Here is a 22,974-nt window from a genome sequence, read left to right as displayed (position 1 = left end):
GAGACGCGATTAATCGCGTCTGTACAGGGGTTAGGAGTTTAAAACTTTTAACTCATCACTCCTAACTCCTAACTTTTTCCATGACTTGGACAGGGAGGCGCAGAAATGGAGCGATCTAACCAACCAACTGCTTGTTCTAATCTAGCTTGAGCTTCTTGTGGCTGATTCTTTAAAAGATACACAATAGCTGCTGCCACTTGTTCATTAGCGCGGGAATTGCGGTTAGACTTGAGGCGATGCCAATCGTCAGGGGAAATGCTCAACCTTTCCATTAGGGCTTGAGCTAGTTCCAAAGTACTAAGTTCATTCAGTTGACTGGTTTTGGGCAGCTGGGTAGATTGAGACATGACTATTGGCAAAATTGCATTTACTTCTACTGTACTACTTGTAAATGAAGCCGCCAAAACAATCCCAACCGCCAGGGGAAACTCCAGAACCAGATTTTGAACAAGAACTAGAGGAAGTAGAGCGATCGCTCCTCTCCTTAAAAGAACGTTACGATCAAGTGCAACGCGATCGCCAGCAACAGGCACAATGGCAACAGCGTCGGGATCAACTAAAGCACAATAAATCTCAGATGCCAGAAATCAAAGCAGAGTTACGGCAAATTCAACGACAGTTGGAAATGCTAGAACTCAACTTAGAAAGTCAGTTATTTTCTTGGCGTAGCCTGAAAAAACCTTTCTGGCAAGTCGTCCGCTTTGGTGGAATGGGCGTTATCATAGGCTGGATATTAAAGTCTTATGCTGGATAAATCCAATTTTGGACCTCGGCTTTGCTCGGCACAAGTCCCTCAGTCGAACGATTTGAGATTTTGGATTGGGTTAAATGGTTAAGATTCTTTAATATTTGTACTCACAACGTTGACGAAATATAAGTTGTAAAATATGGCAAATCGACGGATTGCAGAAATATTGCGAAGTGGCCAACCTGATGAGTCCCTCCAAGTGCAAGGCTGGGTGCGGACGAAACGCGAATCCAAAGGGTTTGCTTTTATTGAAGTCAATGACGGCTCATCACTAGCTAATTTGCAAGTCGTCATTAATCAGGATTTGCCAGATTATGAAGCTATATTGAAAAAACTAAATACGGGTGCTGCTGTCGAAGCCACAGGGGTACTAGTGGCTTCTCTTGGTAAAGGACAGCGAATTGAGTTGAAAGCCGAGACAGTGAAAGTTTACGGCGAAGCTGATCCCGATACATATCCTCTGCAAAAGAAACGCCATTCCTTTGAGTTTCTGCGAACTATTGGACATTTGCGATCGCGGACTAATTCTTTTGGTGCAGTTTTCCGCGTCAGAAATGCTTGTTCGGCAGCAATTCACCAATTTTTCCAAGAAAGAGGCTTTTTGTGGGTACACACACCCATCATCACTGCTAGCGACTGCGAAGGCGCGGGTGAACTGTTTAGCGTTACCAGTTTAGATTTAAAGAATATTCCGCGCACAGATAATCAAGCAGTAGATTACAGCCAAGACTTTTTTGCTAAACCCACATATTTAACAGTTAGCGGCCAGTTGGAAGCGGAAGTTATGGCGATGGCGTTTTCTAACGTCTACACCTTCGGTCCTACCTTCCGTGCAGAAAATTCCAACACTTCCCGCCACCTAGCAGAATTTTGGATGGTTGAGCCAGAAATGGCTTTTTGTGACTTAGAAGGCGATATGGATTTAGCTGAGGCATTTCTCAAGCACATTTTTAAATATGTGTTGGAAACTTGCCCAGAAGATATGGAATTTTTCAATGAACGCATTGATAATTCTGTGTTGATAACAGCCGAAAATATTATTAATAATCAGTTTGAACGCTTAACTTATACAGAAGCCATCAAACTTTTAGAAAAAGCTGATGTTAAATTTGAATATCCTGTGAGTTGGGGTTTAGATTTACAATCAGAACACGAACGCTACTTAGCTGAACAATTATTTAAAAAGCCTGCGATCGTTACAGATTATCCAGCGCAAATCAAAGCTTTTTATATGCGTTTAAACGACGATGAAAAAACCGTCCGGGCAATGGATATTCTCGCACCTAAAATTGGCGAAATTGTCGGCGGTTCCCAGCGCGAAGAACGCTTGGAAGTATTAGAACGCCGCGTGTTAGCGCAAGGATTAAACCCAGAAGATTTGTGGTGGTATCTAGATTTGCGTCGTTATGGTACTGTCCCCCATGCTGGTTTCGGGTTGGGTTTTGAACGACTCGTGCAATTCATAACGGGTATGGCAAATATTCGTGATGTGATTCCCTTTCCCCGTACACCCCAAAGTGCTGAGTTTTAGTTTAAATTTTAGACCTGGCCATTAGAAATGGCCAGGTTTTTTACTTTTGTGGATAAAGAAAAATCTAGCTAAAAACAAGGGAGTCCAGATTTTCGGTAACTAACGCCCAAAGTCGCAAACCTTCATTTCTAATAATTATTGCAGCATTAATATCCCTGTCATGCTGCTTTTGACAGTGGGGACAATCTACAAACCTTACGCCCAATGAATCATAGCCTCTTTGTAGTATTGGGATTGGTAGTAGAGTTTCGCTACAAAGTTGAGAAGATGGGAAGAAAGGTTAGTCGAGGATCAACATTCTATAGGATTGCTTAAGGCAGTGCGTCAGCGACACCGACGCAACGCCTCAAGATCGTTTGACATCTGGGCATCGACCTTAACTTGACACCAATGGCAAGATACCCACCCCACAATCACATTCAAAAAATATTAGTGCAAATTAAAGGCGCAACAGCTTACTAGTACGACACGGCGTAAATAAAGCAACCATTTTAAATAGCCAGAAAGCCTACAAAATAAGCATTCTTTCTTTTTACTTTTGCCTTTTTACTTTTGCCTTCTTGTACTAGTCTTCTCTTTCGCCAAAAACCGTCTGTAAAACCACTGGAATACCACCGTCTTGGTGATATTTATCTGCCCAGGCACGGATAACTTCATCCAATTCTTCCATAGCCTGCTCCATTTTTTCTGGCAGTATATCAAGTTCTTCCAGTAAGCGCATGGCATTTCGTCGCCGTTCTGCCCAATTTTTCATCATGCGGAAATACCGAGCGGTATCTTCTACCATGATGTAGGTACGTTCTTGATCGTCTGCTGGGGCATAAAAAGGACGGGTAAGAGCGTAGAAAGGCATTCCCCAAGGAGAATCAATGCGTGTTACCGTGCCTGAATAGAGTAGACGGCGCTTGATATGCTCACCCAAGGCTTCACTCAATGGCATTTGGTGTTCGGTTGGCAAGTCTTCTTGCGATCGCCTGTGCAAAAACTCAATCAAATCCAGAAACTCAAAGGAACTTACTAACTGGGCATCAGGTAGATTACTTGGTAGTTTCTGCTCAATTTGTCTTTTTTCTTCACTTGTCAGATTGCTACCAGGAACACGCGATCGCCCCGGTTGCCAAGGGTACTTCTCTAGCCAGACATAAGGCAATTGAATCAAATAACGAGGTTCCTGAGAACCCAGCATTTTTAACAACTTGCCTTCTGTTAGCGCCTGTCTGACTTCTTCTACAATAATTTTTACTCGTTTCGGCTCTAGGTGGTGCAAATGCCCTGTCATCCGCAGGTTTTGTCCCTGCTCAAGATAGGTCATGTAAATTGCACACTTTGCTGCTGTTGCGGCTGCGTCTAAAAATGCCCCATGCCTGTGCCCACTCGTCCGCATGGCACTAAAAGCCAGATAAAGCATGATCTGATCCATCGCACTGGGGTCAAGACGTTTGATCAGATCTATATCGTTACTCATATTACAGACAATTGAATAGCACGTTTACACAATTTTTAATCGAGTGAGAATTAGGTAGTAGACACCTGGCTGAAAGCGATTTTTCCACTTCAGATTATATTAGTATGCGATAACTATGAGATCGGCGGTAGCGCAAACTACCATTTTCGCATATTTTCTGGGACATAAGTAGATTTAGTATTATTACTAATAACTGTCCCTACATTTGACCCGAAAATTACAAACATCGCCAAGTCTAGCTGAGGGCGATTTACGTCCCAAAAGTCATCTATGTTGCAATTAATCTACAAAGCCTTTGAGTTTTCTGGGGTTTTTCTCATCTTTTAAGAGCAACAACATCAAACCGATTACACCTAATTATGGCATTATGCCGACTGGGAGTAAAAAAAAGTTTGCACGGTTCATCTGGGATATCTGTTATTAGAAAAAGATGGGTTTTTCAGCTTTGGCGAATTATTTGTACTACACAGGTGGCTAGAAATAATTGGGAGTGGTCTAAAAAGAAATCGCTTACCAGGTGCAGCCACATTTAGAGGTTGAGCCACACGGCTCTTTGTGAACTATCATCCTGTTAACATCCTCCGGTGATGTCTCGGCATTATCAGCCGTTGGCTTGAGGGAAGATAGTAGGCATCAAGTAGAGCGAATAATTCCAATTTCAAAATACCTGTTTCTTTTCAAATATTGTTTATTATCATATCATTATTTTTTGGTTATGAAATAAAATTCTATATTTTAAAGTTTATAAATCATGCGTATTTAAATAGTTTATATTCTGCTTAAATCAAGGTTTGATGATATTTCATGTTGACTATTAAATCCAAGTCTGATTTATCATTTCTTTTGATAATTTGACACAGAATACCGCGATTAATTCTGACTGAATCGCGTAGCCATAAGGCTTTGTTGCTTTTGCTAATAACGGAAATATTAGTTACTAGACATACATATAATAAAACATCTTGGATTCCATCTGATGATTATGTAGAGACTTTTTTCAATGAATTTATATTTTTTTCATGAAAGAATTTTAATTTTTCATGATTTAACTAATTCACTGGCTACTTTCAAGTAGGTTTTTACTTCGCTGTTTTATATATTTGGGAGACTTGAATTACGTAGATAGTTTGTTGCTATAAAAGCAGGATAATCCTCAGGCGACTACGATATAAGCTGCTTTTTCTGGGCATCTGGGCGATACCTACGGTGGGCTACGCCTACGCAGACCAAATTGACTAGTCAAGATCGGCAGAAATAAAGATACCATCTCACGAAACACAAGAGCATAGAAATGAGGAAATTTGAATTTCGCGTTACTCCCAGGGTTTTTCGTAGGATAAAGGTACTAGCTGTTTCACGGGCAATCGCTCCAAATATTCATGTATCTGCAACTTCTTGATCTCTTCGTTCCAAAATGTGCTGCAATGGTCTTAACTCCTTACCAATATCCTCTCTGAGCAAGTACTCAAGCTCAACTGCTGGAGTCAGTACGAGTAGTACTGCTTATATATACGTGTTTTCCCTACCTGTATCAGGCTAAATCCCTAAAAATATATTACAAACTAGCCAGCAAGCGTAGAGCTACGTCACTTTAGTGCTGAGATATAAGCGATTCGTGCGGTAATAAAGGCATTCAGAATTAATTTTTGGTACGGGGCGTGGAATAATACAGTTAGGAGAAAAGTAAAAGTAGTCCCAGCGGCAGAAGCTTAGGGATAGGGGGCATTGCAGTTTGTCCATTCTGAATTAATATCGGGAAAAGTAATGATTAAGGACATTTGTCCATAAAGTTACTAACTGTTATCTGCACCTATACAGCAGTCCGAAATCATTCGTAAAAACTTAGATCCCCGACTTCGTAAAAGTTGTCGGGGATCTTGTTGATCGCAGATGATTTAGCGTCACGATTCATGCTGAGGGTGATGGGAGATAAAGTAGCTCGCATCACACTTAAGCTGATTGAACTCGTCATTTAGTTTGTGGGACTAGAGGGTTTAACCTGATTTCGCATTGTTTCAAAGCTGAAAGCAGCTGCGCCGAAGGTTACAAATAACACTCCTAGAATTTGCACAATATCTAAATTTTCTTGAATAATTAGCCCAGCGAAAATCACCGTTAAAACTGGGATGCTACCACCGATGAGCGCCGATCGCGAGGCACCTAGTTTACTAATACCAATATTATTGAGCAAATAGCCGGCAAGAGTCAGCACACCCAAAATAAATGCGCTTAAAACTAGTTCCAGCATTTTCGAGGGGTCAACTACTACCAAGTTCCAACTACTTGGCAAAGGTAGCATCAAGCAGATAAAGCTCAATAACAACATGGTAGCGAAGTTAATTAAAGTAAAAGTCACCGGATGCAGTTTGCTGGCACAAACCCGCGTCAGAATTATGTAAGCAGCAAAAGCTACGCCCGAAAGAATGGCGGTGCTGCTTCCCATTGAAGTATTGCTGATACCGATATTGGGAGAACCGCCTAAAACCAACAATTCACCGCAGCAAATCGCGGCGATCGCACCGATACGGAAGATGGTAGGGCGATCGCGGAACAGAAACCACGACAATAATCCACTAACCATTGGATAGATAAAGAACAGTGCGATGGCCATTCCAGTTGGGACTTGAGCGATCGCAATGTAGATTAGCACCTGAGACAAGAACAAAAAGCACCCACTCACAATGGACAATATCAAAATCTGCTTCGTAGCGGCATTGGCAGGTGTGGGATTTCCTCGGACTGAAGCGGCCAAGTTGTCCAAGTCTTGCCATAATCTTGGATGCAATATAGGAGACAACAATACCATCAGTGGTACCACTACCATAAACCGGAGCGTCAAAATTAACAGAGTATTGCCCAAAGTCGGTGGTAGCAGCTGCTCTACCTCTAATACTCCAAAAATCTGGGAACCTTCGTGGAAAATCACCTTAATGGCTACGTTGTAAAGTGACGATACCACTACCGATGAGACAATCAACAAGAAACCGATTTGGAGTGTCGAGAAGCTAGAGGAATTAGGCGATCGCGATTGTGGGGGTTTTGCTTCCGGCTGCGGCTCTAGCTCAGTAGTCGGTGAGGATTTAGCTTTGCTCTCTGATACGTTCTTGCGGCGGACAATAAGTGGTTCATTAGGATTCTTTGGAGAAGGCCGCATTATTCTGGGCTGTAGCAAAGATGTAATGGGAGGCTCTGATGTCGTTTCGTTTTCTGATAAGTCATTATTGAGGACAGAAATTGGTTCGGTAGCATCGTCCTTTGGCGGCGGAACTACAGCCGAGTTCGGTTCTGATGTCGTTTCCCTTTGGGACAACTCCTGGCTGTGGACAGAAGTTGGGTTCGCGGCGTTTTCTCTAACAACAGTCGCTTCTGATGTCGTTTCCCTTTGGGACAACTCCTGGCTGGGGACAGAAGTTGGGTTCGCGGCGTTTTCTCTAACAACAGTCGCTTCTGATGTCGTTTCCCTTTGGGACAACTCCTGGCTGGGGGCAGAAATTAGGTTTGCGGCATTTTCTCTAACAACAGTCGCTTCTGATGTCGTTTCCCTTTGGGACAAATCCTGGCTGGGGGCAGAAATTAGGTTTGCGGCATTTTCTCTAACAACAGTCGCTTCTGATGTCGTTTCCCCTTCTGAAAATTTATTGGGAATCGGGGGAATTGGCTCAGGGGAACTTCTTGCTACTTCGCCAAACGGTGGTGGGGATGTCTCAAAAGAACTGTTTTTTTCTGGCTCCGTAAACTGCAAAACAGTAGGTATACCAGCTGTTGGTGGCTTGCGGGAAGTTTCTTCTATAGTTTTTTCTAGTTCTCCATGCAGGCGATTAACAAACTCCGTCAAAATCGTTTCCCCTTGCTGCTGCTGGCTGTACATCCGTGACAACTGTTGGGAAAGATTACTTTGATAGTTTTTCAACTCCTGCTGCAATGAGTTAAAGGTAACAGTAACGGTGTCATCGAGACTGTCAAACATGTGTTCGACTTTTTCATTGATTTCACCTACTACATTGCTGCTCACTTCAGCAGACTTTAGCGCCGCTTGTTCATAAGATTTGCCCTCTATATTTTGATTAGCTAAAGTTGCCAGAGAGGATTGCAGTTGTGAAGATATATGCTTTGCCAGAACTTCTGCCAGTTGACGAATTAACACTTGCTGCTCAGTGATTTGGCGCACTTGTTGTAAATGCTCTTTTTCCTCTACCAAGCTTTGAATTTCATCAGATAACCGGTTTTTTTCGGACTGAAGCCGCTTTACGTCTTCCTGCAAGGCTCTGAGGACATTCTGCTGAAGATTTTCTAAATCTTCAACTACAGCCCAAAGAGCATTTTCTGCTGCTCTGGATAGCTCGCCTCTAACTCTTGGGTTTTCTGGTTGCTTCTCGAATCGCCCCATTAGCTTCTAACCTCTAACACTTTGACGATAAAGCTGCTTCCCGTACACTTGCTTGGCGGTCATCCTAATTTCCTGTATTTTGTCAGATAAATTAAAAATTTTAACAGCACTTCCGCATTTCAACGTAATTCTGTCATACTAGACACAGGTTAGCAAAGCATCAAGCTTGTCCCACGGCTAATTACACTGTGTTCTCTTCACCATTGACAAGCACTTAGCCATTGGATTTTAGATTTTAGATTTGGGATTTGGGATTTATCGCTACGCCTGAAACTCGCTTGAACTGAGACTTTTTTTGTTTTTGTCCAGTTGAATTTTCACCAATTATTTGCCAATGAGATTTTTTACTTTTAAAGAAATCTCACTCCAAATAAATATTTATTCTTTTGCTGCCAATAATAATTGTGGAAGACTTACAGATGCCTGTGCGTAGGCGCAAAGCGACTTGTCGTTAGACATCGCCACAAAATTGTCAGACTTGCGAAATTAGCTGTAAATTTGTGTGGAATGTAACTTGTGTGACAGTTTACATATCTAAATGGAGATTAAAGTATCTTTCTGTGGAAATTCAAAGTTACGCTATCCCCTGCACTACATTCTAATAGAATCAGCAGCAATTCTGCAAAAGCACACTTTTTTGGCGTTGTTGCAGTCTAAGTTTTACATTCAATACTATTAAAATAATAAAATCCGGGCGATGCTAAAGATGGCAGCGCTAAGTCCAGCACTCACGGGGATTGTAATTATCCATGCGGCAGCAATGCCTTTTAGTGTTTGGAACTTAATCGACTTGAGATTTTGCACTAGTCCAATACCCACTACAGCGCCGACGAGAGCGTGGGAAGTGGAGACTGGTAAACCGAGCCGGGAAGCGATGAGGATGGTGGTAGCCGTAGCAAGTTCGGCACAAAATCCACTACTTGGTTGCAAGGCAATAATGTTTTCGCCGATAGTGGCGATGACTTTTTTACCCCAGACGGCTAAACCACCAACAATACCAGCACCACCAAGGATTAAAATCCAAAGGGGGATAGTAATACCATCGATAGGTACGCTACCAGTACGATTAATGTAAACGATCGCAGCTAAAGGAGCGATCGCATTTCCCACATCATTAGAACCATGAGCAAAGGCTACGAAGCAAGCACTCAGCAGTTGGAATCGGGCGAATAATTTTTCTACTCGATTGGGGATTGGGGACACTTCGACAAGCTCAGTGCATCGCTGGGAACTGGGGACTGGGGATTGGGAAGTTAGAAACACTTCTTCAGTCTGTTTTAACTGTCGCCAACTAATGATTGTGAGTCCAACTGCTGCTACTGCACCGGTTAATAGGGGGATGTCGTAACCAGGGATTGTAAAACCAACTTGCTCAATTACAAAATTGGTTAGCGGTTCTGTCAGCGATGGTAATACAATCACGCCAAATACACCTAGCAGCAGAGTACTCAACCAGGGAATCCATTCTTGTAACTGCACTATTTGATTGGGTTGATCCAAAATCCAGTGCTTGATTTGACTGTAAAATAAAGCTGCGATCGCACCACTAATTAACGGTGTTAAGATCCAGCCAATGGTAATCAAGCCAATTGATGACCAATCAATCGCACCTGCTCCTAAAGCTACCCAACTGAATCCAGCGATCGCACCAACAACCGCATGAGAAGATGACACTGGTAAACCGCGTGATGTGGCAATTTGCAACCACACACCACAAGAAATTAGTACCGTTACCATCCCAACAACGAATATTTGGGGTGTAGCTGCGAATAAGGCGGGATTAGCAATTTTCGTTGCTAGAGTTTCCGTTACCTCATGTCCAAACAATACAGCACCCGTAAACTCTAAAACCCCGGCTATGATTATCGCTTGTTTGAGAGTAACAGCTTTGGAACCTACAGAGGTTCCCATCGCATTAGCGACATCGTTTGCTCCGAGATTCCAGGCGACGTAGAAAGCTAGTAGAGCTACGAAAAGTAGGGTAATAAGCATTTTGGGGAGATGAGGGAGATGAGACAATACGGTTCGGATAAGGTTTTTTGATGACACGCCCTAGATTGTAGAGACGGCGATTTATCGCGTCTCTTGCCTTAAACGAACCGTATTGGGAGATGAGGAAAATGAGGGAGACAAATTGCTTCCTTATTACCCTCATTTCCTTTTACGGATAAATTAAGATTTTATAAGTATCCGGTGTGGGTGCGATCGCTTGCTCCACTGCTGCTGATAAATCTTTTAAGGGATAGCGATCGCTAATCAACGCTTTTACATCAATCCTCTGATTAAATACAATATCAGCTGATAGATTCTGAAGCCGATAAGATGAGCTATAACTACCGATCAAATCAATTTCCCGACGGTAGAGGATATTAGGGTTGATGGGAATTTCCACTTCATCAGGGAATTCCGCAAAAAACAAGATTTTACCACCTTTGCGGGTACTATCAAGTGCTTGAAAGAAGGCTTTCTCACTAGGAACAGCCAGTAAGGTAACATCAACACCCAATCCACCAGTTAAGGCAGAGATTTTGGCGGGTAAATCGGCATCACGCGCATCAAAAGCCGCCTCTGCACCGACACTCAAGGCTTTATCAATTCTAGAAGGTAGTAAATCGGTAGCGATCGCTTTTGCTCCAAAATACTTCACCAACATGATAAACATTAACCCAATTGGCCCAGCACCAGTAACTAATACAGTTTGTCCGGGAGCAATTTGAGCTTTTTTCACAGCTTTCAAGCAGCAATTAGTCGGTTCGACAAAACTCGCTTCTTCAAAACTGATATTTTCCGGGATGGGAATTAACCCGCCGTTTTCCACAATATGTCCAGGAACCTTGACATAATCGGCAAAACCGCCACCACTGGCGTTAAAGCCTGCGGTAGTGGAGATGTTTTTGTAAACATTACACATGGAGAAATTATCATTTAGGCAGTAGGTGCAACGCATACAAGGGATATGGTGCATCACTGCTACCCGTTGTCCAACTTGCCAACCTTTGACATTATTGCCTATTGCTGCGATTGTGCCGGCAGTTTCATGTCCAAAAATGCGCGGCGGTTCATAAAGTGGATAACGAATTTTTTTTATATCTGACTGACACAACCCCACAACCCGCACCTGTACCAGCACTTCATCTGGTTCCAGAGTTGGAACTGGGATATCTTCGTAAGATAGTTGATTAACGCCTCTAAATACCTGTGCTTTCACGTTGGTTTTTCCCCGCTTAACGATACTAGATGTAACATTTAGTGGTTCAGGTTAGGTTATTAAGTTTGGGATTTAATATTGCTTGTAAATCTTGGTGCTTCTCTACTGAGTAATTCTAGAAGCTCAAAAAAACTTATGGGTGGCTTTTTGAGACTTTGAGACTGTCGCTGTAATACCTCAATCACTTGTTGCGGATAGAGATTATATAATTCAGTTAAAAACTCATCTGGAGATTTGGCTTGGACTTGCCAAGGTGCTAAATCCTGATCTTGAAAATGCTTCAGGTTTGAGGTGACAATTATATTAGCCTTAGCTACCACAGCAGCAGCCAGAACATGGCGATCGCTAGGGTGATTTGTCATTAATTGAACAATATTATCAGGAACTACGCTTAGTGCTGTGGGAAAGGCTTCTTTAATTCTCCCTTCCAGTCTCATCGCTTGGGTAGTTGTGAGTCTACCTGTATTTACTAGATTACGAGTTGCGCCATCAAGTATTTCTTGCGACCAATGTGGTACATATAACCCAGCCTCAGACATACACAATAGGGTATCTCGTAAATACATAGGAAACAGTACACAAGAATCCAGCACAGCAAGATACATAATACTCAGTAAATCATGAGAAAACTCTACTCATAAAATCCTAACTCTTGGCTTTCGGCTATTAATTCATCTAGCAATTGTCTACGTTTAGTATCCCTTTGCTGTTTATATTTGATTAAATCCTCAAATTTTACCCGTCTATGAGTTCCTACCATAATGTAAGGAAGCTCATCCTGCTCTAATAATTTAATCAGATAGGGACGTGATACATTCAACAAATCAGCCGCTTGTTGTGTTGTCAGTTCGGGATTATGTGTAACTATAGATACATTTTTACCTGATCCCATTGCCTGCACTACTTGGCGTAATACACGAAATACAGAATCAGGAATAGTCATTTCTTCGCCATTTGCTGCGACTAGTTTCAGTTGACTATTTTCCTTATTCAGTATGTGTTCAAGTTGCTTAATGGCTTCAGTTTCGGCTTCTGTAAGAATACTGGAATCAGTAGGCAGATTTTGGTTAGATAGGAAGGTATTCATAAAGAGGGTTAGCTTGGTATTTTATTTTAATTGTATTACACAAACGCAATAAACGAAATACAAGTCAAACACCTGTCTATATTCCAGGGCAGAAGTGTTGAATGTTAAGAAAAATCCGATAAAAATAGCCCAAAATATATTTAGGCTTTGGAGACTTAGTGTAACTAACGAATGGCACTAAGAAAAGCTATAAGCTTTGCCCTAACTGGTTCCCAGCCTGGAGGCTGGGAACCATCTCTGAGAGGCTCCGCCTCCTCTTTCTTGATGAGAGGCAGCAGCCCATTCAGAATACATTCCCAGCCTCCAGGCTGGGAACGAGGCTACATAAGTCTTTGGGCTTTTCTTAGTGCCATTCGTGTAACTAACAATGTAAAGTTTTCTATCAGTATTCAACATTTCTGTATTTTATACGTTGAGATGCCCAAAAAGGAAGTTATTTATACCTTTCTTTGGCAACGGATATTAAAACTACCTTGTCTGATGTAGCCTAACTGGGTAGATTCCAGCGAGGTGAAGCAATGGTTAATCAGACATACACGGCTGATGTCTTAGTTGTCGGTGGTGGAACCGGAGGCACCGCAGCTGCTATTCAAGCGGCGGGACGGGGAGCTAAAACCATTTTGGTGAGTGAATTTCCTTGGTTAGGAGGAATGCTAACTTCGGCTGGAGTATCTGCACCCGATGGTAACGAATTAGAAGCCTTTCAAACAGGGTTATGGGGCGCGTTTTTGCACGAATTGCGACAACGACAACCCGGAGGATTAGATAATAGCTGGGTAAGCTTTTTTAGTTACGATCCCCGAATTGGGGCAGAGATTTTTGCCGATTGGGTGCAGGAATTGCCCAATCTGCATTGGATTTCTGGACAAGTGCCAATAGAAGTGTTCCGTCAAGGTGATTTGATTACTGGTGTGCGCTTTGCTGATTTTGCTGTCACAGCCCAAATTATTCTCGATGGCACAGAATTAGGAGATTTATTGGCTTTAGCTGAAATACCTTACCGTTGGGGTTGGGAATTGCAATCTGAGTGGGGAGAACCCAGCGCCCCAGTGAGTTTTAACTCTTTAACCCAGAGATATCCTGTGCAAGCACCCACTTATGTAGTGATTATGCAGGACTTTGGTGAAGCCATTGCCCCAGAAATTCCGGCTGCACCTAACTATAATCCATCCCAGTTTACAGGTGCTTGGGATGGCTATGGAGCAGAGACATTTTTGAATTATGGACGTTTGCCTGGTGGCCTATTTATGATGAATTGGCCAATCTGTGGCAATGACTACGGCGAAGGAGTAGAGCGGTTGATAGAGTCAGATGTATCCAGAGGTGCATTCATCCAAGAATCTCGCTGGCACAGCCAAAATTTTGCCCATTTTATCCAAAAACAGCTTGGTCGTCGCTATGGTTTAGCAAAAAAAGTATTTCCTCACACGCCTACAGCTTTTGCACTGCATCCCTATTACCGGGAAAGCCGCCGCTTAGTGGGGCTAACTACTGTCCGCGAACAGGATATTTTGCCGATCGCTAAAGGTAGAGTTGCATCTATATTTAATGATGCGATCGCAGTTGGTAACTACGCCAACGATCATCATTATCCTGGTGTTCAATTCCCACTGCAACCTAAATCTATCCGTTGGGGAGGACGTTGGACGGGGACTCCCTTTACAATTCCCTACAGTTGTCTAATTCCAGCCACAACAGATGGTTTCTTGGTCTGCGAAAAGAATATTTCTGTCTCTCACATTGCCAATGGCGCTACAAGATTACAACCTGTAGTTATGGGCATTGGTCAAGCAGCAGGGATGGCAGCAGCAATGTGTGTTGAGTTAAACTGCCAGCCGAGAGATTTACCTGTGAGGGCGCTGCAAACAGCTTTATTGGCAGATAATCGCTCAAAAGCGCTAATTATTCCTTTATTTAATCTTCCACCCAATCATTCGGATTGGCGGCACTGGCAACTGTATTACTTAGATAACCCACAAGCCTATCCAGTTAGTGGCGATCGCCCTTGCCAATCCGGGAATGATTACCCTAACTCTGCTTTTGACAAGGCATTAATTGGGAAAAGTAACTGTTTCAAAGGCATTTTTCACCACTTGTCACAGCAAGAATACAGATTCACTGTCACAGCACCAGCCGCATATCTTGGGCAAAATTGGCAGCTTGTGACTTTGCGATCGCATATCGACGAGCAATTACGCGCTTATCCCCACGAACAATTAGTTACATTGTGGGGTCGTCAGAATCACTCTGGTAATTGGTTATTAGTCGAACATTTAAACGGAGGATAAAAAGAGTTTATTTTCAGTAAAGCAGAATACTTTTTGATTAATTGTCCGGATATTCATCAAAAAGTTAAGTATCAGTGAAGTGGAGAGTTCCAAAATAGACATTTGCTATGCGTGCTGCCATTTCACTTTTAATATCGAGTCTGGTGTTCGGCCCCTTAGCTTCTAACTGCCAACCAATGGTCAATCAATTATCAGCAGGACTGTCTTCCACGCCTGCTTCAGAACAGTGGCTGGCGGCATCTGAACAAAGTCCAGATGATGCGCCACGTCATCGCGGTAGTGGGCGCAGAGAAGTGACACAAAAACTCCGAAATATCTATGCTGTGGTTTAACTACTGTAGGGTAGTGCCTCTTTTCCTAAAGAAACAGAACTACCAGAAAATAGGATGTTGTGCTAACATCTTTTACACAGCTTTTCTGGCAGAGATATATACAGTTGACACACGAAAATCTTCAGCGATCGCTTAGTATTTCAACTGCAAGCTTTGTATATATAGTTGGTGTCAATCCTACCGATCAAAACGCAAATCAAATTAAGTGTCTTGATCAACAGCATTCCCAACTCCTCAAAAGCTATACAACTGTTGCTCATATTCCTAGAAAGCTTTGCGTCTCAATCCTCAACGCCTCTAGAAATGGATGTTACTTAGGCTATCAGTTAACCTAAAGCACATCTAATTCAGACATTTTGCTTGTTGAGGAAACAGTCTTAAGGCAACTTCACTTTATTCCCCAATAGATTTTCTTCTCATACATTGAGTAGCTGATGATCTACCTCAGCAATTAATTGCTCTTTGCTCCGACACCTGTTTAGCGCTCTTCTATGACTCTGGAGAGAGAATAATTCAGGCGATTAGAAATCGCTTGCGGCTACACAAGCAAAGTCCGCCTGCGCGGACTAACGTCAAAATAGGGTTTCAAATTTAATCTGACGAGAGTATTTAACTAAAGGGAGTAGGGAGCAGGGGAGAAATTGCAGTCAGTTTTTCCCCTCTCCCCTGGGCATCTCTACCTTTTGTGCCCAATACCCAATACCCAATACCTTTTACACCGTTGTTTTCTTACGGTTATTTTCTCTTCCCTGGATGCCGTTGAGGAACATTGGCACAAACTTCTCGATAAAGGTCTGTGGATCTTGCTGCCAAGCTTTTTGTGCAGCCTGAATCCTCGTAAATTGCAACTCAGGCGCTAGCAAAGTCTGGGGTAAGCGTTCCATGAGGTACTGGGGACGTTGCAAAAGCGGCATGGTATTTGCCACTTCCACCAGGTTGGCAACTCGCCGTAGTTCTGCACCCAAGGTGATATCCATTCCTGATTCAAATGCCGCTTGTTCAATTGCGGTATATTTTCGCTTGGCTTGCTCTACTTTTTGCTGATGTTCTGGACTCTGACGCGCGAGTTCTCCTAGCCAACGATTACCCCACCGGACGTGTCCCACTTCTTCTGGGAGAATTTTTTCAATGGTTTCCCGGATTTTGATGTTTTCTGCGGTTTGCGCTCCTTGCTTGAGTGCATAAATGTGAGCAGAGAAATACTCACAGCCCCGTTTTTCGGTGACGTTAATTGCAGCAAGGGAAGAAATCACAAAATCATCAAGGTACTGGACTGGATCTTGTTGCTCGCGGTCGAGTAGGCGTTCAAATTCATTGATGTAGGAGGAACCGGGCGGCTTACCAATATCTGCTCCCAGTTCTGCCAATAAGTCAGTTAGCCACATGGCATGACGAGCTTCATCTGAGATGTGATGAGACAAATCCCGCACTAATTCCCGTGGCTGTCCATTCAGTTTTTCAATTAACTCAGTCAGGTCTTTGCAACTGTGTTGTTCACTATAACGGTAGCGGTTGAGGGTAATTAGATGGATTTCGCGATCGCATACCACCTGTTTCAATACATCTCTGGCACTTAAAACATTCTGAAATTTACGTGGGTAAGTAACTGTCATAACCTATGTAATTTTGTAAATCTTTGTAAATCTTTATTTGATCGTAACTTAGTTTTTGCAACTGCTGTCTTTGTACCGCTTCACCGAAAAAAGAGTAAAAATTACAAAAATTAATCACTTGAGTTGAACATATTGTCAGCAAAACCAAACATTAAGTTTTAAAAAAGTATCTTATGCTACAGAATTTTTGTTATATTAGTCTTGTGAGAAAAGAAAAATTAGATATTCACCAAGGTAGAGAGGGCTATAGTTATGTCTATCGCAGATAAATCTCGTGCATTAATGGTGCGTGAACATCAGCAAGTCAAGAATCGCCAACAATCAATATTGATGAGGGCTGCACAAGAACTTGGTCTTCCTGAAGAAGCATCCCACTACTGGAATCCGATTCAAGGGAAGGTAGATGCTAGCGCTCGGATGATTTATGGGCCAAGTCACGCTTCCATGAGCTAAGTTTTAATAATTTTAATTTTCTGAGTGAATGTCTCAACTACCAACTCTGGAAAAAAAGCCACCCTCTACTTTAGGGTGGCCAAACTTATCAACTTAGTTAGATACGGTACTTAATTAAGCATCGTAGTAGAGGTAAAACTCGTAGGGATGAGGACGTAGCTGCAACTGCTTGACTTCGTTGCCTAGCTTGTAATCAATCCAATTTCCGATAAAGTCTTCGGTGAAAACGCCTGATTCTGTCAAGAAGGCGTGATCTTTTTCCAATGCTTGCAACGCCAATTCTAAAGAACCTGGAGTTGAAGGAACCTTAGCCAGTTCTTCTGGGGAGAGTTCATAGATATTCTTATCTAAGGGTTCACCAGGATGGATTTTGTTCTTGATGCCATCGATACCAGCACAAAGCATTGCAGCAAATGCCAAGTAGGGGTTAGAAGTAGCATCTGGACAACGGAATTCTAAACGCTTGGCTTTGGGGTTAGTGCCAGATAGAGGAATACGGATAGAAGCAGAACGGTTTCCTTGGGAGTAAGCCAAGTTAACAGGTGCTTCATAACCAGGCACTAGGCGCTTGTATGAGTTGGTGCTGGGATTGGTAATTGCCAATAGCGCTGGTGCGTGTTTGAGAAGACCACCAATGTAGTACAAGGCCATTTCGCTCAAACCAGCATACTTATCACCTGCGAACAGAGGTTGTCCACCTTTCCAAATGGACTGGTGACAGTGCATTCCCGAACCGTTATCGCCAAAAATTGGTTTTGGCATGAAGGTGACGGTTTTGCCGTGTTTTTTGGCAACGTTCTTGATGACATATTTGTAAATCATCAACCAGTCAGCCGCTTCGATCAACTTCCCAAACTTGAAACCTAGTTCGCACTGACCACCAGTAGCAACTTCGTGGTGATGCTTTTCAATGGGTACACCTAATTTTGCCATCGTCAACAGCATTTCTGTACGGATATCTTGAAAAGAATCCGTCGGTGCGACTGGGAAGTAACCTTCTTTGAAGCGTGGTTTGTAACCTAAGTTGGGTTTTCCTTTTTCAAATTTACCGGAATTCCAAGCACCTTCTTCAGAGTCTAAGAAGTAGTAGCCTTCGTTGGCGGTTTGGGCAAACCTAGCACTGTCAAAGATGAAGAACTCAGCTTCAGGGCCAAAGAAGACTGTATCACCAAGACCAGTGGAAACCAGGTAATCTACTGCTTTTTGAGCAATAACGCGTGGACAACGGTTGTACCATTCGCCTGTGCGGGGTTCTTTGATGCTACAAATTATACTTAGCGTTGGGACTTCCATGAATGGGTCGATCCAAGCAGTGTTGGGGTCGAGTACCATCGTCATGTCCGATTCGTTGATCGCTTTCCAACCCCGGATGCTGGAACCGTCAAAAGGTACGCCATCAGTGAATGCAGTCTCATCGATTTGGTCTTGGAACAGTGTGAGGTGCTGCCAAGTCCCTACTGTATCAATGAATTTGAGATCAATCAGCTGAATTTTCTCATCTTGAATTCTCTTCAAGACTTCTTGCGGTGTTGTCATTGTTACTCCTTCTCTACCAATTTCCTAAAGTAATACCAGAATCTTCCAAAGCATCCTAACCCTGCTGATCTCAATCAAGCCGTGACACACCAGAAATATCTTAAATACTAGACATTAGGGGATTTTGTAGTCTGTGTTACAGATATCTGGATTATCAGGTTATATTAACCTTTCGGCGCTCATCTGTACAAAACTGGAAAGTTCATCACATCAGGGGTCAACTTTGGCATAAAATCCTTAAATAGCGGATAAATTGTTTTTGTGCCAAATCTATTTTAAATAGCACAAAAGTTTACTGGTGCATAAGTGCAGCCAAATAAATATCAAACCATAAATAGCAAGGATTGGGAGAAAAAGGAATGCGCGATGCGGTAACAAGTTTAATTAAGAATTATGACTTAGCTGGTCGGTATTTTGACCGGAATGCAATCGATAGTCTGAAGTCTTACTTTGACAGTGGTACAGCAAGAGTCCAAGCGGCGGCGGCGATAAATTCTAATGCGGCGGCACTTGTCAAGCAGGCTGCTTTGAAGTTATATGAAGAACTGCCAGAATTGATTCGTCCGGGTGGAAATTCTTATACGACTCGTCGTTATGCGGCTTGTCTGCGGGATATGGACTACTACCTGCGCTACGCCACCTATGCACTAGTTGCTGGAAATACAAATGTATTGGATGAGCGTGTGCTGCAAGGGCTGCGGGAAACTTATAATTCTCTAGGAGTGCCTATTGGGCCTACGGTTCGCGGTATCCAAATTCTTAAGGATCTGATTAAGGAACAAGTAGCAGCCGCAGGTGTGGTTAATACTGCTTTTGTGGATGAACCATTTGATCACATCACACGCGAGTTGAGCGAACAGGATATTTAGATTTTAGGTGGGCAAGGTGTCTGCCCCACAACAATTATAAATAGCGATCGCACTTTGGTTTTATAGAGCGATCGCTTTTTTATCAAATCTACCAGGCGTTGAGAAGGGCTTTATTCAAATTTTCGCCGCCAAAGGGCAATATCGCGCCTCTGTAAAATACTTTTGCTAGATTAAAGCTGTGTTTTTGGAGCTATCTTTCGACTAATGCCAGCCAGAGACATCTACCACGCCGCAGTCATTAAAGCACTTACAGCAGATGGTTGGACAAGCTAATTCTTAATAGCATAGGAATAAACCTAATTGTCTTTGACGAGCAACTAGAGAGGATTATCAGATGGATAAGCTAGCTCGATATCGTGAAATTATTCGTCAGTTGATATTTGACTATGCTACTCATAAGCCTGCTAACGGTCAAATAGAGACAGAAACCGTCATTGACTCGGAACGAGATCATTACGAAGTGTTACACGTCGGTTGGGATGGAGTGCGCCGCGTACATGGTTCGGTGGTGCATATAGATATTATTGGTGATAAAGTGTGGATTCAATATGATGGTACTTCCCAGCCAGTAGCAGAGGCATTATTAGAAGCAGGTATCTTGCGCGAAGATATTGTTTTGGGTTTCCATCCCGTTGAACTACGGCAATACACGGATTTTGCTGTATCTTAATTATCTTGGGGACTTCCAAGAAATAAATTATCCAAAGAAACGAACCACAGAGACACAGAGAACACAGAGAGAGGAGAAATAGAGAGGCTTTTGGGTCAGTTTTTAGGACATTTTTTTATTTGGAAGTCCCTTGACGTCGTGCATTCCCAAAGAATAAAAGAGGCAAATAGTTTTAATTACTGACGATCTGCACTCTTCTATCCCCAAAAGCTTTTGCCGTAATGTTGTTATTTAATAGAAATTGTGAAATTGTATAAATGATTACTCGGCCCAGAGCCGCCTACAATATAGTAATCACCTGTGTTAGAAAGACGCAGGCGAAAACTCTTACCTTCACCGTTAGCACCGGCGAAAACTGGACTTAAAGGTTTACCATTAACACCATAGAGAGTAACACTGGCACGAGCGCCTAAACTATTAACTTTTAAAGTCAATGTTTGTCCAGCTTTAGCTCTTAATATATAGATGTTATTTTCGGCATTTTCAATTGTGGTACTACTTTTTCCTCTAGCAAAAGCTACACGGCTTGTAGTCAGAGAATTCAAATGCTGTTTGACATTTGCAAACTGTGCCATTGAGGGAGCTGGTAAAACATAAGCTCCGGCAGTAAAAAGTAGGGTTGATAAACTAGCGATTAAGAGATGTTTCATAATAAAGTTGAAGTTTTTAGTATCTGTAATAACTACTCGTCTCAGAGGTTTGTTTACGGAAAAGTTGAGTGTTTTTCCCTGAATTGTGAGTGTCTATACAATTTTGTAGATCGAAACTTCAAACTATTCAACTGTAATTATGCTTAAATGTCCAAAATGAAAATCTCGGCTTATTAAGAGAAGGCATATAGGACTAGTATTTGATTTTTGAAATGCACGTAGTGGACTGTCTACGCAAAATAGTGCATTAGACTTTTGTTGGGTGGAGCGGAGCGCAACCCAACATCTATCAGGATGTTGGAGTTGGCTTTGGCAAAGCCTCCACCCAACCTACAATTTTTTTGCCACATTTTAGCCATGACAGTCCATTACAAGACTACCGAGATTTTTTCAGAAATCAAATATGATTCCTATATCTTGTTGAGGACGTTTTGAGGTTGCGGCAGTCTCTTATCTTCTTTGGCTACGCTAAATACTTTGTCAGTAGCGGTAATTCATGAATTACTGCTAGGAAAAACTACGAGTAAACTACAACCGCCATAAGCCACAATAGAAGTTGCGGATGTTTGATGCGTTGATTATGGAAGAATTATTCACTCTGAAAGACTTGCTTGTTAAGGGCGATGTTCAAGGAGCATTGATTATAGTTGAAGAATTAACAGAAATGAGCCGAAATGACATAATCAAAACGATTCGTAGCTATGCAGTGATTTTGCTGTTGCATCTGATTAAACAACAAGCTGAAAATCGCACGACTCGCTCTTGGGAAGTCTCTATTCGGAATTCGGTTCGGGAAATTCAACGAGAAAATAAGCGGCGCAAAGCTGGAGGTTATTATCTCACGCCAGAAGAATTGTTAGAAATCTTAGCAGAAGCCTATCTAAATGCTATTGATGAGGCTTCCTTAGAAGTAGAAGAAGGTCGTTATGAACCAGAAGAGTTAGAAAAAGTTGTTAACCGCGAAGAAATTATTAATCGTGCTTTGACTTTAATTTTATCAGGAGAGTCTAATTAATTGGCGAAACAGCGACTCGATACACTATTAGTAGAGTTAAATTTATGTGCTTCTCGCACCTTAGCACAGAGGTTAATTCAGGCGGGGGAAGTTACTGTTAATCAGCAGCTAGTTGATAAACCTGGTACAGAAGTTGATATTACTGCTCAAATAAATATTAAGGTGCGATCGCCTTTTGTTTCTAGAGGCGGTGAAAAACTCTCCAAAGCTTTGTCAGTATTTGCCATTCCTGTAGTAGAGCGCATTTGTTTAGATGGTGGGATTTCTACTGGTGGTTTTACTGATTGTCTTTTACAAGCTGGAGCAACAAAAGTTTACGGAATTGATGTCGGTTACGGACAAGTTGACTGGCGGTTGCGAAATGATTCGCGGGTGATTTTGCGGGAACGCACCAATTTACGCCAACTACGACCAGATGAGTTGTATGGCGAAAATGACCCGATTCCTGATTTGGCGGTGGTGGATGTATCGTTTATTTCTTTAACGAAAATTTTACCTGCTTTGTGGCAACTAACTCAAGCTAACCGAGAAGCTGTGTTGTTAGTCAAGCCACAGTTTGAAGTCGGCAGATCCCGTGTGGGTAAAAAAGGTGTTGTGCGCGATCCAAACGACCAAGCTGATGCCATTTTCCAGGTGTTGCAAGTAGCCCACGAATTAGGATGGAAATACAAAGGCTTAACTTGGTCGCCGATCACTGGCCCGGCTGGGAATATTGAATATCTTTTGTGGTTGGCAATGGAAAGTGAAACACCACCAACTGATTTAGAGGCAATTAAGCAGATCGCGCAATCAGCAACAACTGATTTACGTAAGAGTTAAACGTCGTAGATTAGACATTCTACGGAAGCTGGATGGCGATCGCAGTAATTTTCCAAAGAAGTTTTCTTTAATTTTGCTTGCTGTTGATCGGCTTTTTCAGCTTGTAGTTCTTCCACAATGTCCCAGGCTACGGCACAACCAGCAGAATTACTGCCATCTAGCTCACAAGTTGTACGCGCTTCAGCAATGGCTTCAATAATGGCTTCTTCAAGATTTGCCGCCCCAGCAGTTTCAAATGAGTTTAGGGTAGTTGTCATGATATTGTCACCTTTAATTTACACAGAGAGATATTAGGGGATGGAG

At 42.4% G+C, this 22,974-nt stretch carries 22 protein-coding genes and 1 pseudogene; 10 read left to right on the top strand and 13 right to left on the bottom strand.

Annotated features, from left to right (window positions below; all coding sequences use genetic code 11):
- Window positions 1–68 precede the first annotated feature (68 nt).
- On the bottom strand, window positions 69–347 hold the full coding sequence (locus V7K97_RS26450) for a DUF6439 family protein (protein ID WP_334803946.1): 279 nt from the start codon (window positions 345–347) through the stop codon (window positions 69–71).
- A gap of 44 nt (window positions 348–391) precedes the next feature.
- Here V7K97_RS26450 and V7K97_RS26445 point away from each other — a divergent pair, with 44 nt between their 5' ends.
- Entirely contained in the window at window positions 392–754 is a 363-nt protein-coding gene (locus V7K97_RS26445; protein WP_334803945.1) for a hypothetical protein, read from the top strand.
- A 133-nt stretch (window positions 755–887) separates the two neighbouring features.
- On the top strand, window positions 888–2,279 hold the full coding sequence (gene asnS, locus V7K97_RS26440) for an asparagine--tRNA ligase (RefSeq protein WP_334803944.1): 1,392 nt from the start codon (window positions 888–890) through the stop codon (window positions 2,277–2,279).
- Window positions 2,280–2,343: 64 nt separating this feature from the next.
- Here the strand turns inward: asnS and V7K97_RS26435 are convergent.
- The 8 genes and pseudogenes from V7K97_RS26435 to V7K97_RS26400 all read right to left on the bottom strand — a co-directional run.
- Window positions 2,344–2,556, bottom strand: a pseudogene (locus tag V7K97_RS26435) (zinc ribbon domain-containing protein); the annotation flags it as partial.
- A gap of 288 nt (window positions 2,557–2,844) precedes the next feature.
- Window positions 2,845–3,744, bottom strand: a complete 900-nt coding sequence (hetR, locus tag V7K97_RS26430) for a heterocyst differentiation master regulator HetR (RefSeq protein WP_334803943.1) — start codon at window positions 3,742–3,744, stop codon at window positions 2,845–2,847.
- A gap of 1,828 nt (window positions 3,745–5,572) precedes the next feature.
- On the bottom strand, window positions 5,573–5,716 hold the full coding sequence (locus V7K97_RS26425) for a hypothetical protein (RefSeq protein ID WP_334803942.1): 144 nt from the start codon (window positions 5,714–5,716) through the stop codon (window positions 5,573–5,575).
- Window positions 5,717–8,131: an EamA family transporter gene (locus tag V7K97_RS26420; protein ID WP_334803941.1), complete on the bottom strand. Its 2,415-nt coding sequence runs from the start codon at window positions 8,129–8,131 to the stop codon at window positions 5,717–5,719.
- Window positions 8,132–8,806: 675 nt separating this feature from the next.
- A complete protein-coding gene (locus V7K97_RS26415; RefSeq protein WP_334803940.1) occupies window positions 8,807–10,123 on the bottom strand; it encodes an inorganic phosphate transporter in 1,317 nt (438 codons plus the stop codon).
- A gap of 169 nt (window positions 10,124–10,292) precedes the next feature.
- Window positions 10,293–11,339 (bottom strand): zinc-dependent dehydrogenase, encoded by a 1,047-nt coding sequence (locus V7K97_RS26410; RefSeq protein ID WP_334803939.1) that lies wholly within the window; start codon window positions 11,337–11,339, stop codon window positions 10,293–10,295.
- Window positions 11,340–11,398: 59 nt separating this feature from the next.
- Complete coding sequence (locus tag V7K97_RS26405; protein ID WP_442936897.1) at window positions 11,399–11,905, bottom strand: PIN domain-containing protein; 507 nt, start codon at window positions 11,903–11,905, stop codon at window positions 11,399–11,401.
- A 65-nt stretch (window positions 11,906–11,970) separates the two neighbouring features.
- The gene (locus tag V7K97_RS26400; RefSeq protein ID WP_334803937.1) at window positions 11,971–12,426 is read right to left on the bottom strand and encodes a helix-turn-helix domain-containing protein; all 456 of its coding nucleotides are present in this window, start codon (window positions 12,424–12,426) and stop codon (window positions 11,971–11,973) included.
- 518 nt (window positions 12,427–12,944) lie between these two features.
- Between V7K97_RS26400 and V7K97_RS26395 the strand changes: the two genes are divergently transcribed.
- The 3 genes from V7K97_RS26395 (at window position 12,945) to V7K97_RS26385 (ending at window position 15,381) form a co-directional block, all read left to right on the top strand.
- Entirely contained in the window at window positions 12,945–14,714 is a 1,770-nt protein-coding gene (locus V7K97_RS26395) for an FAD-dependent oxidoreductase (protein WP_334803936.1), read from the top strand.
- A 107-nt stretch (window positions 14,715–14,821) separates the two neighbouring features.
- Window positions 14,822–15,046, top strand: a complete 225-nt coding sequence (gene patX / locus V7K97_RS26390) for a heterocyst-inhibiting protein PatX (protein WP_334803935.1) — start codon at window positions 14,822–14,824, stop codon at window positions 15,044–15,046.
- A gap of 59 nt (window positions 15,047–15,105) precedes the next feature.
- A complete protein-coding gene (locus V7K97_RS26385; protein ID WP_334803934.1) occupies window positions 15,106–15,381 on the top strand; it encodes a hypothetical protein in 276 nt (91 codons plus the stop codon).
- A 378-nt stretch (window positions 15,382–15,759) separates the two neighbouring features.
- Here V7K97_RS26385 and V7K97_RS26380 read toward each other — a convergent pair whose 3' ends face one another.
- Complete coding sequence (locus V7K97_RS26380; RefSeq protein WP_334803933.1) at window positions 15,760–16,659, bottom strand: ferritin-like domain-containing protein; 900 nt, start codon at window positions 16,657–16,659, stop codon at window positions 15,760–15,762.
- Window positions 16,660–16,911: 252 nt separating this feature from the next.
- Between V7K97_RS26380 and V7K97_RS26375 the strand changes: the two genes are divergently transcribed.
- Entirely contained in the window at window positions 16,912–17,112 is a 201-nt protein-coding gene (locus V7K97_RS26375; protein WP_334803932.1) for a hypothetical protein, read from the top strand.
- A 114-nt stretch (window positions 17,113–17,226) separates the two neighbouring features.
- Here the strand turns inward: V7K97_RS26375 and glnA are convergent, their stop codons facing one another.
- Complete coding sequence (glnA, locus tag V7K97_RS26370; RefSeq protein WP_334803931.1) at window positions 17,227–18,648, bottom strand: type I glutamate--ammonia ligase; 1,422 nt, start codon at window positions 18,646–18,648, stop codon at window positions 17,227–17,229.
- A gap of 359 nt (window positions 18,649–19,007) precedes the next feature.
- Between glnA and apcB the strand changes: the two genes are divergently transcribed.
- Together apcB and V7K97_RS26360 are read left to right on the top strand one after the other, a co-directional pair.
- Window positions 19,008–19,517: an allophycocyanin subunit beta gene (apcB, locus tag V7K97_RS26365; protein ID WP_334803930.1), complete on the top strand. Its 510-nt coding sequence runs from the start codon at window positions 19,008–19,010 to the stop codon at window positions 19,515–19,517.
- Window positions 19,518–19,851: 334 nt separating this feature from the next.
- The gene (locus tag V7K97_RS26360; protein ID WP_334803929.1) at window positions 19,852–20,187 is read left to right on the top strand and encodes a XisI protein; all 336 of its coding nucleotides are present in this window, start codon (window positions 19,852–19,854) and stop codon (window positions 20,185–20,187) included.
- 227 nt (window positions 20,188–20,414) lie between these two features.
- Here V7K97_RS26360 and V7K97_RS26355 read toward each other — a convergent pair whose 3' ends face one another.
- Window positions 20,415–20,837, bottom strand: coding sequence for a hypothetical protein (locus tag V7K97_RS26355; protein ID WP_334803928.1), 423 nt, complete (start codon window positions 20,835–20,837; stop codon window positions 20,415–20,417).
- A 580-nt stretch (window positions 20,838–21,417) separates the two neighbouring features.
- On the opposite strand from V7K97_RS26355, the gene V7K97_RS26350 reads away from it, so the two are divergent.
- Together V7K97_RS26350 and V7K97_RS26345 are read left to right on the top strand one after the other, a co-directional pair.
- Complete coding sequence (locus V7K97_RS26350) at window positions 21,418–21,852, top strand: DUF29 family protein (protein WP_334803955.1); 435 nt, start codon at window positions 21,418–21,420, stop codon at window positions 21,850–21,852.
- Window positions 21,853–22,671 carry a TlyA family RNA methyltransferase gene (locus tag V7K97_RS26345; RefSeq protein ID WP_334803927.1) on the top strand — a complete coding sequence of 273 codons (819 nt, stop codon included), beginning with the start codon at window positions 21,853–21,855 and terminating at the stop codon, window positions 22,669–22,671.
- On the opposite strand, the gene V7K97_RS26340 is transcribed toward V7K97_RS26345, so the two are convergent.
- On the bottom strand, window positions 22,668–22,928 hold the full coding sequence (locus V7K97_RS26340) for a Calvin cycle protein CP12 (RefSeq protein ID WP_334803926.1): 261 nt from the start codon (window positions 22,926–22,928) through the stop codon (window positions 22,668–22,670). The genes V7K97_RS26345 and V7K97_RS26340 overlap by 4 nt on opposite strands.
- Window positions 22,929–22,974: the final 46 nt, after the last annotated feature.

The organism is Nostoc sp. (genome assembly GCF_036917815.1).
Taxonomy (GTDB): Bacteria; Cyanobacteriota; Cyanobacteriia; order Cyanobacteriales; family Nostocaceae; genus Nostoc.
This window is presented reverse-complemented; position numbering and strand designations above follow the sequence as displayed.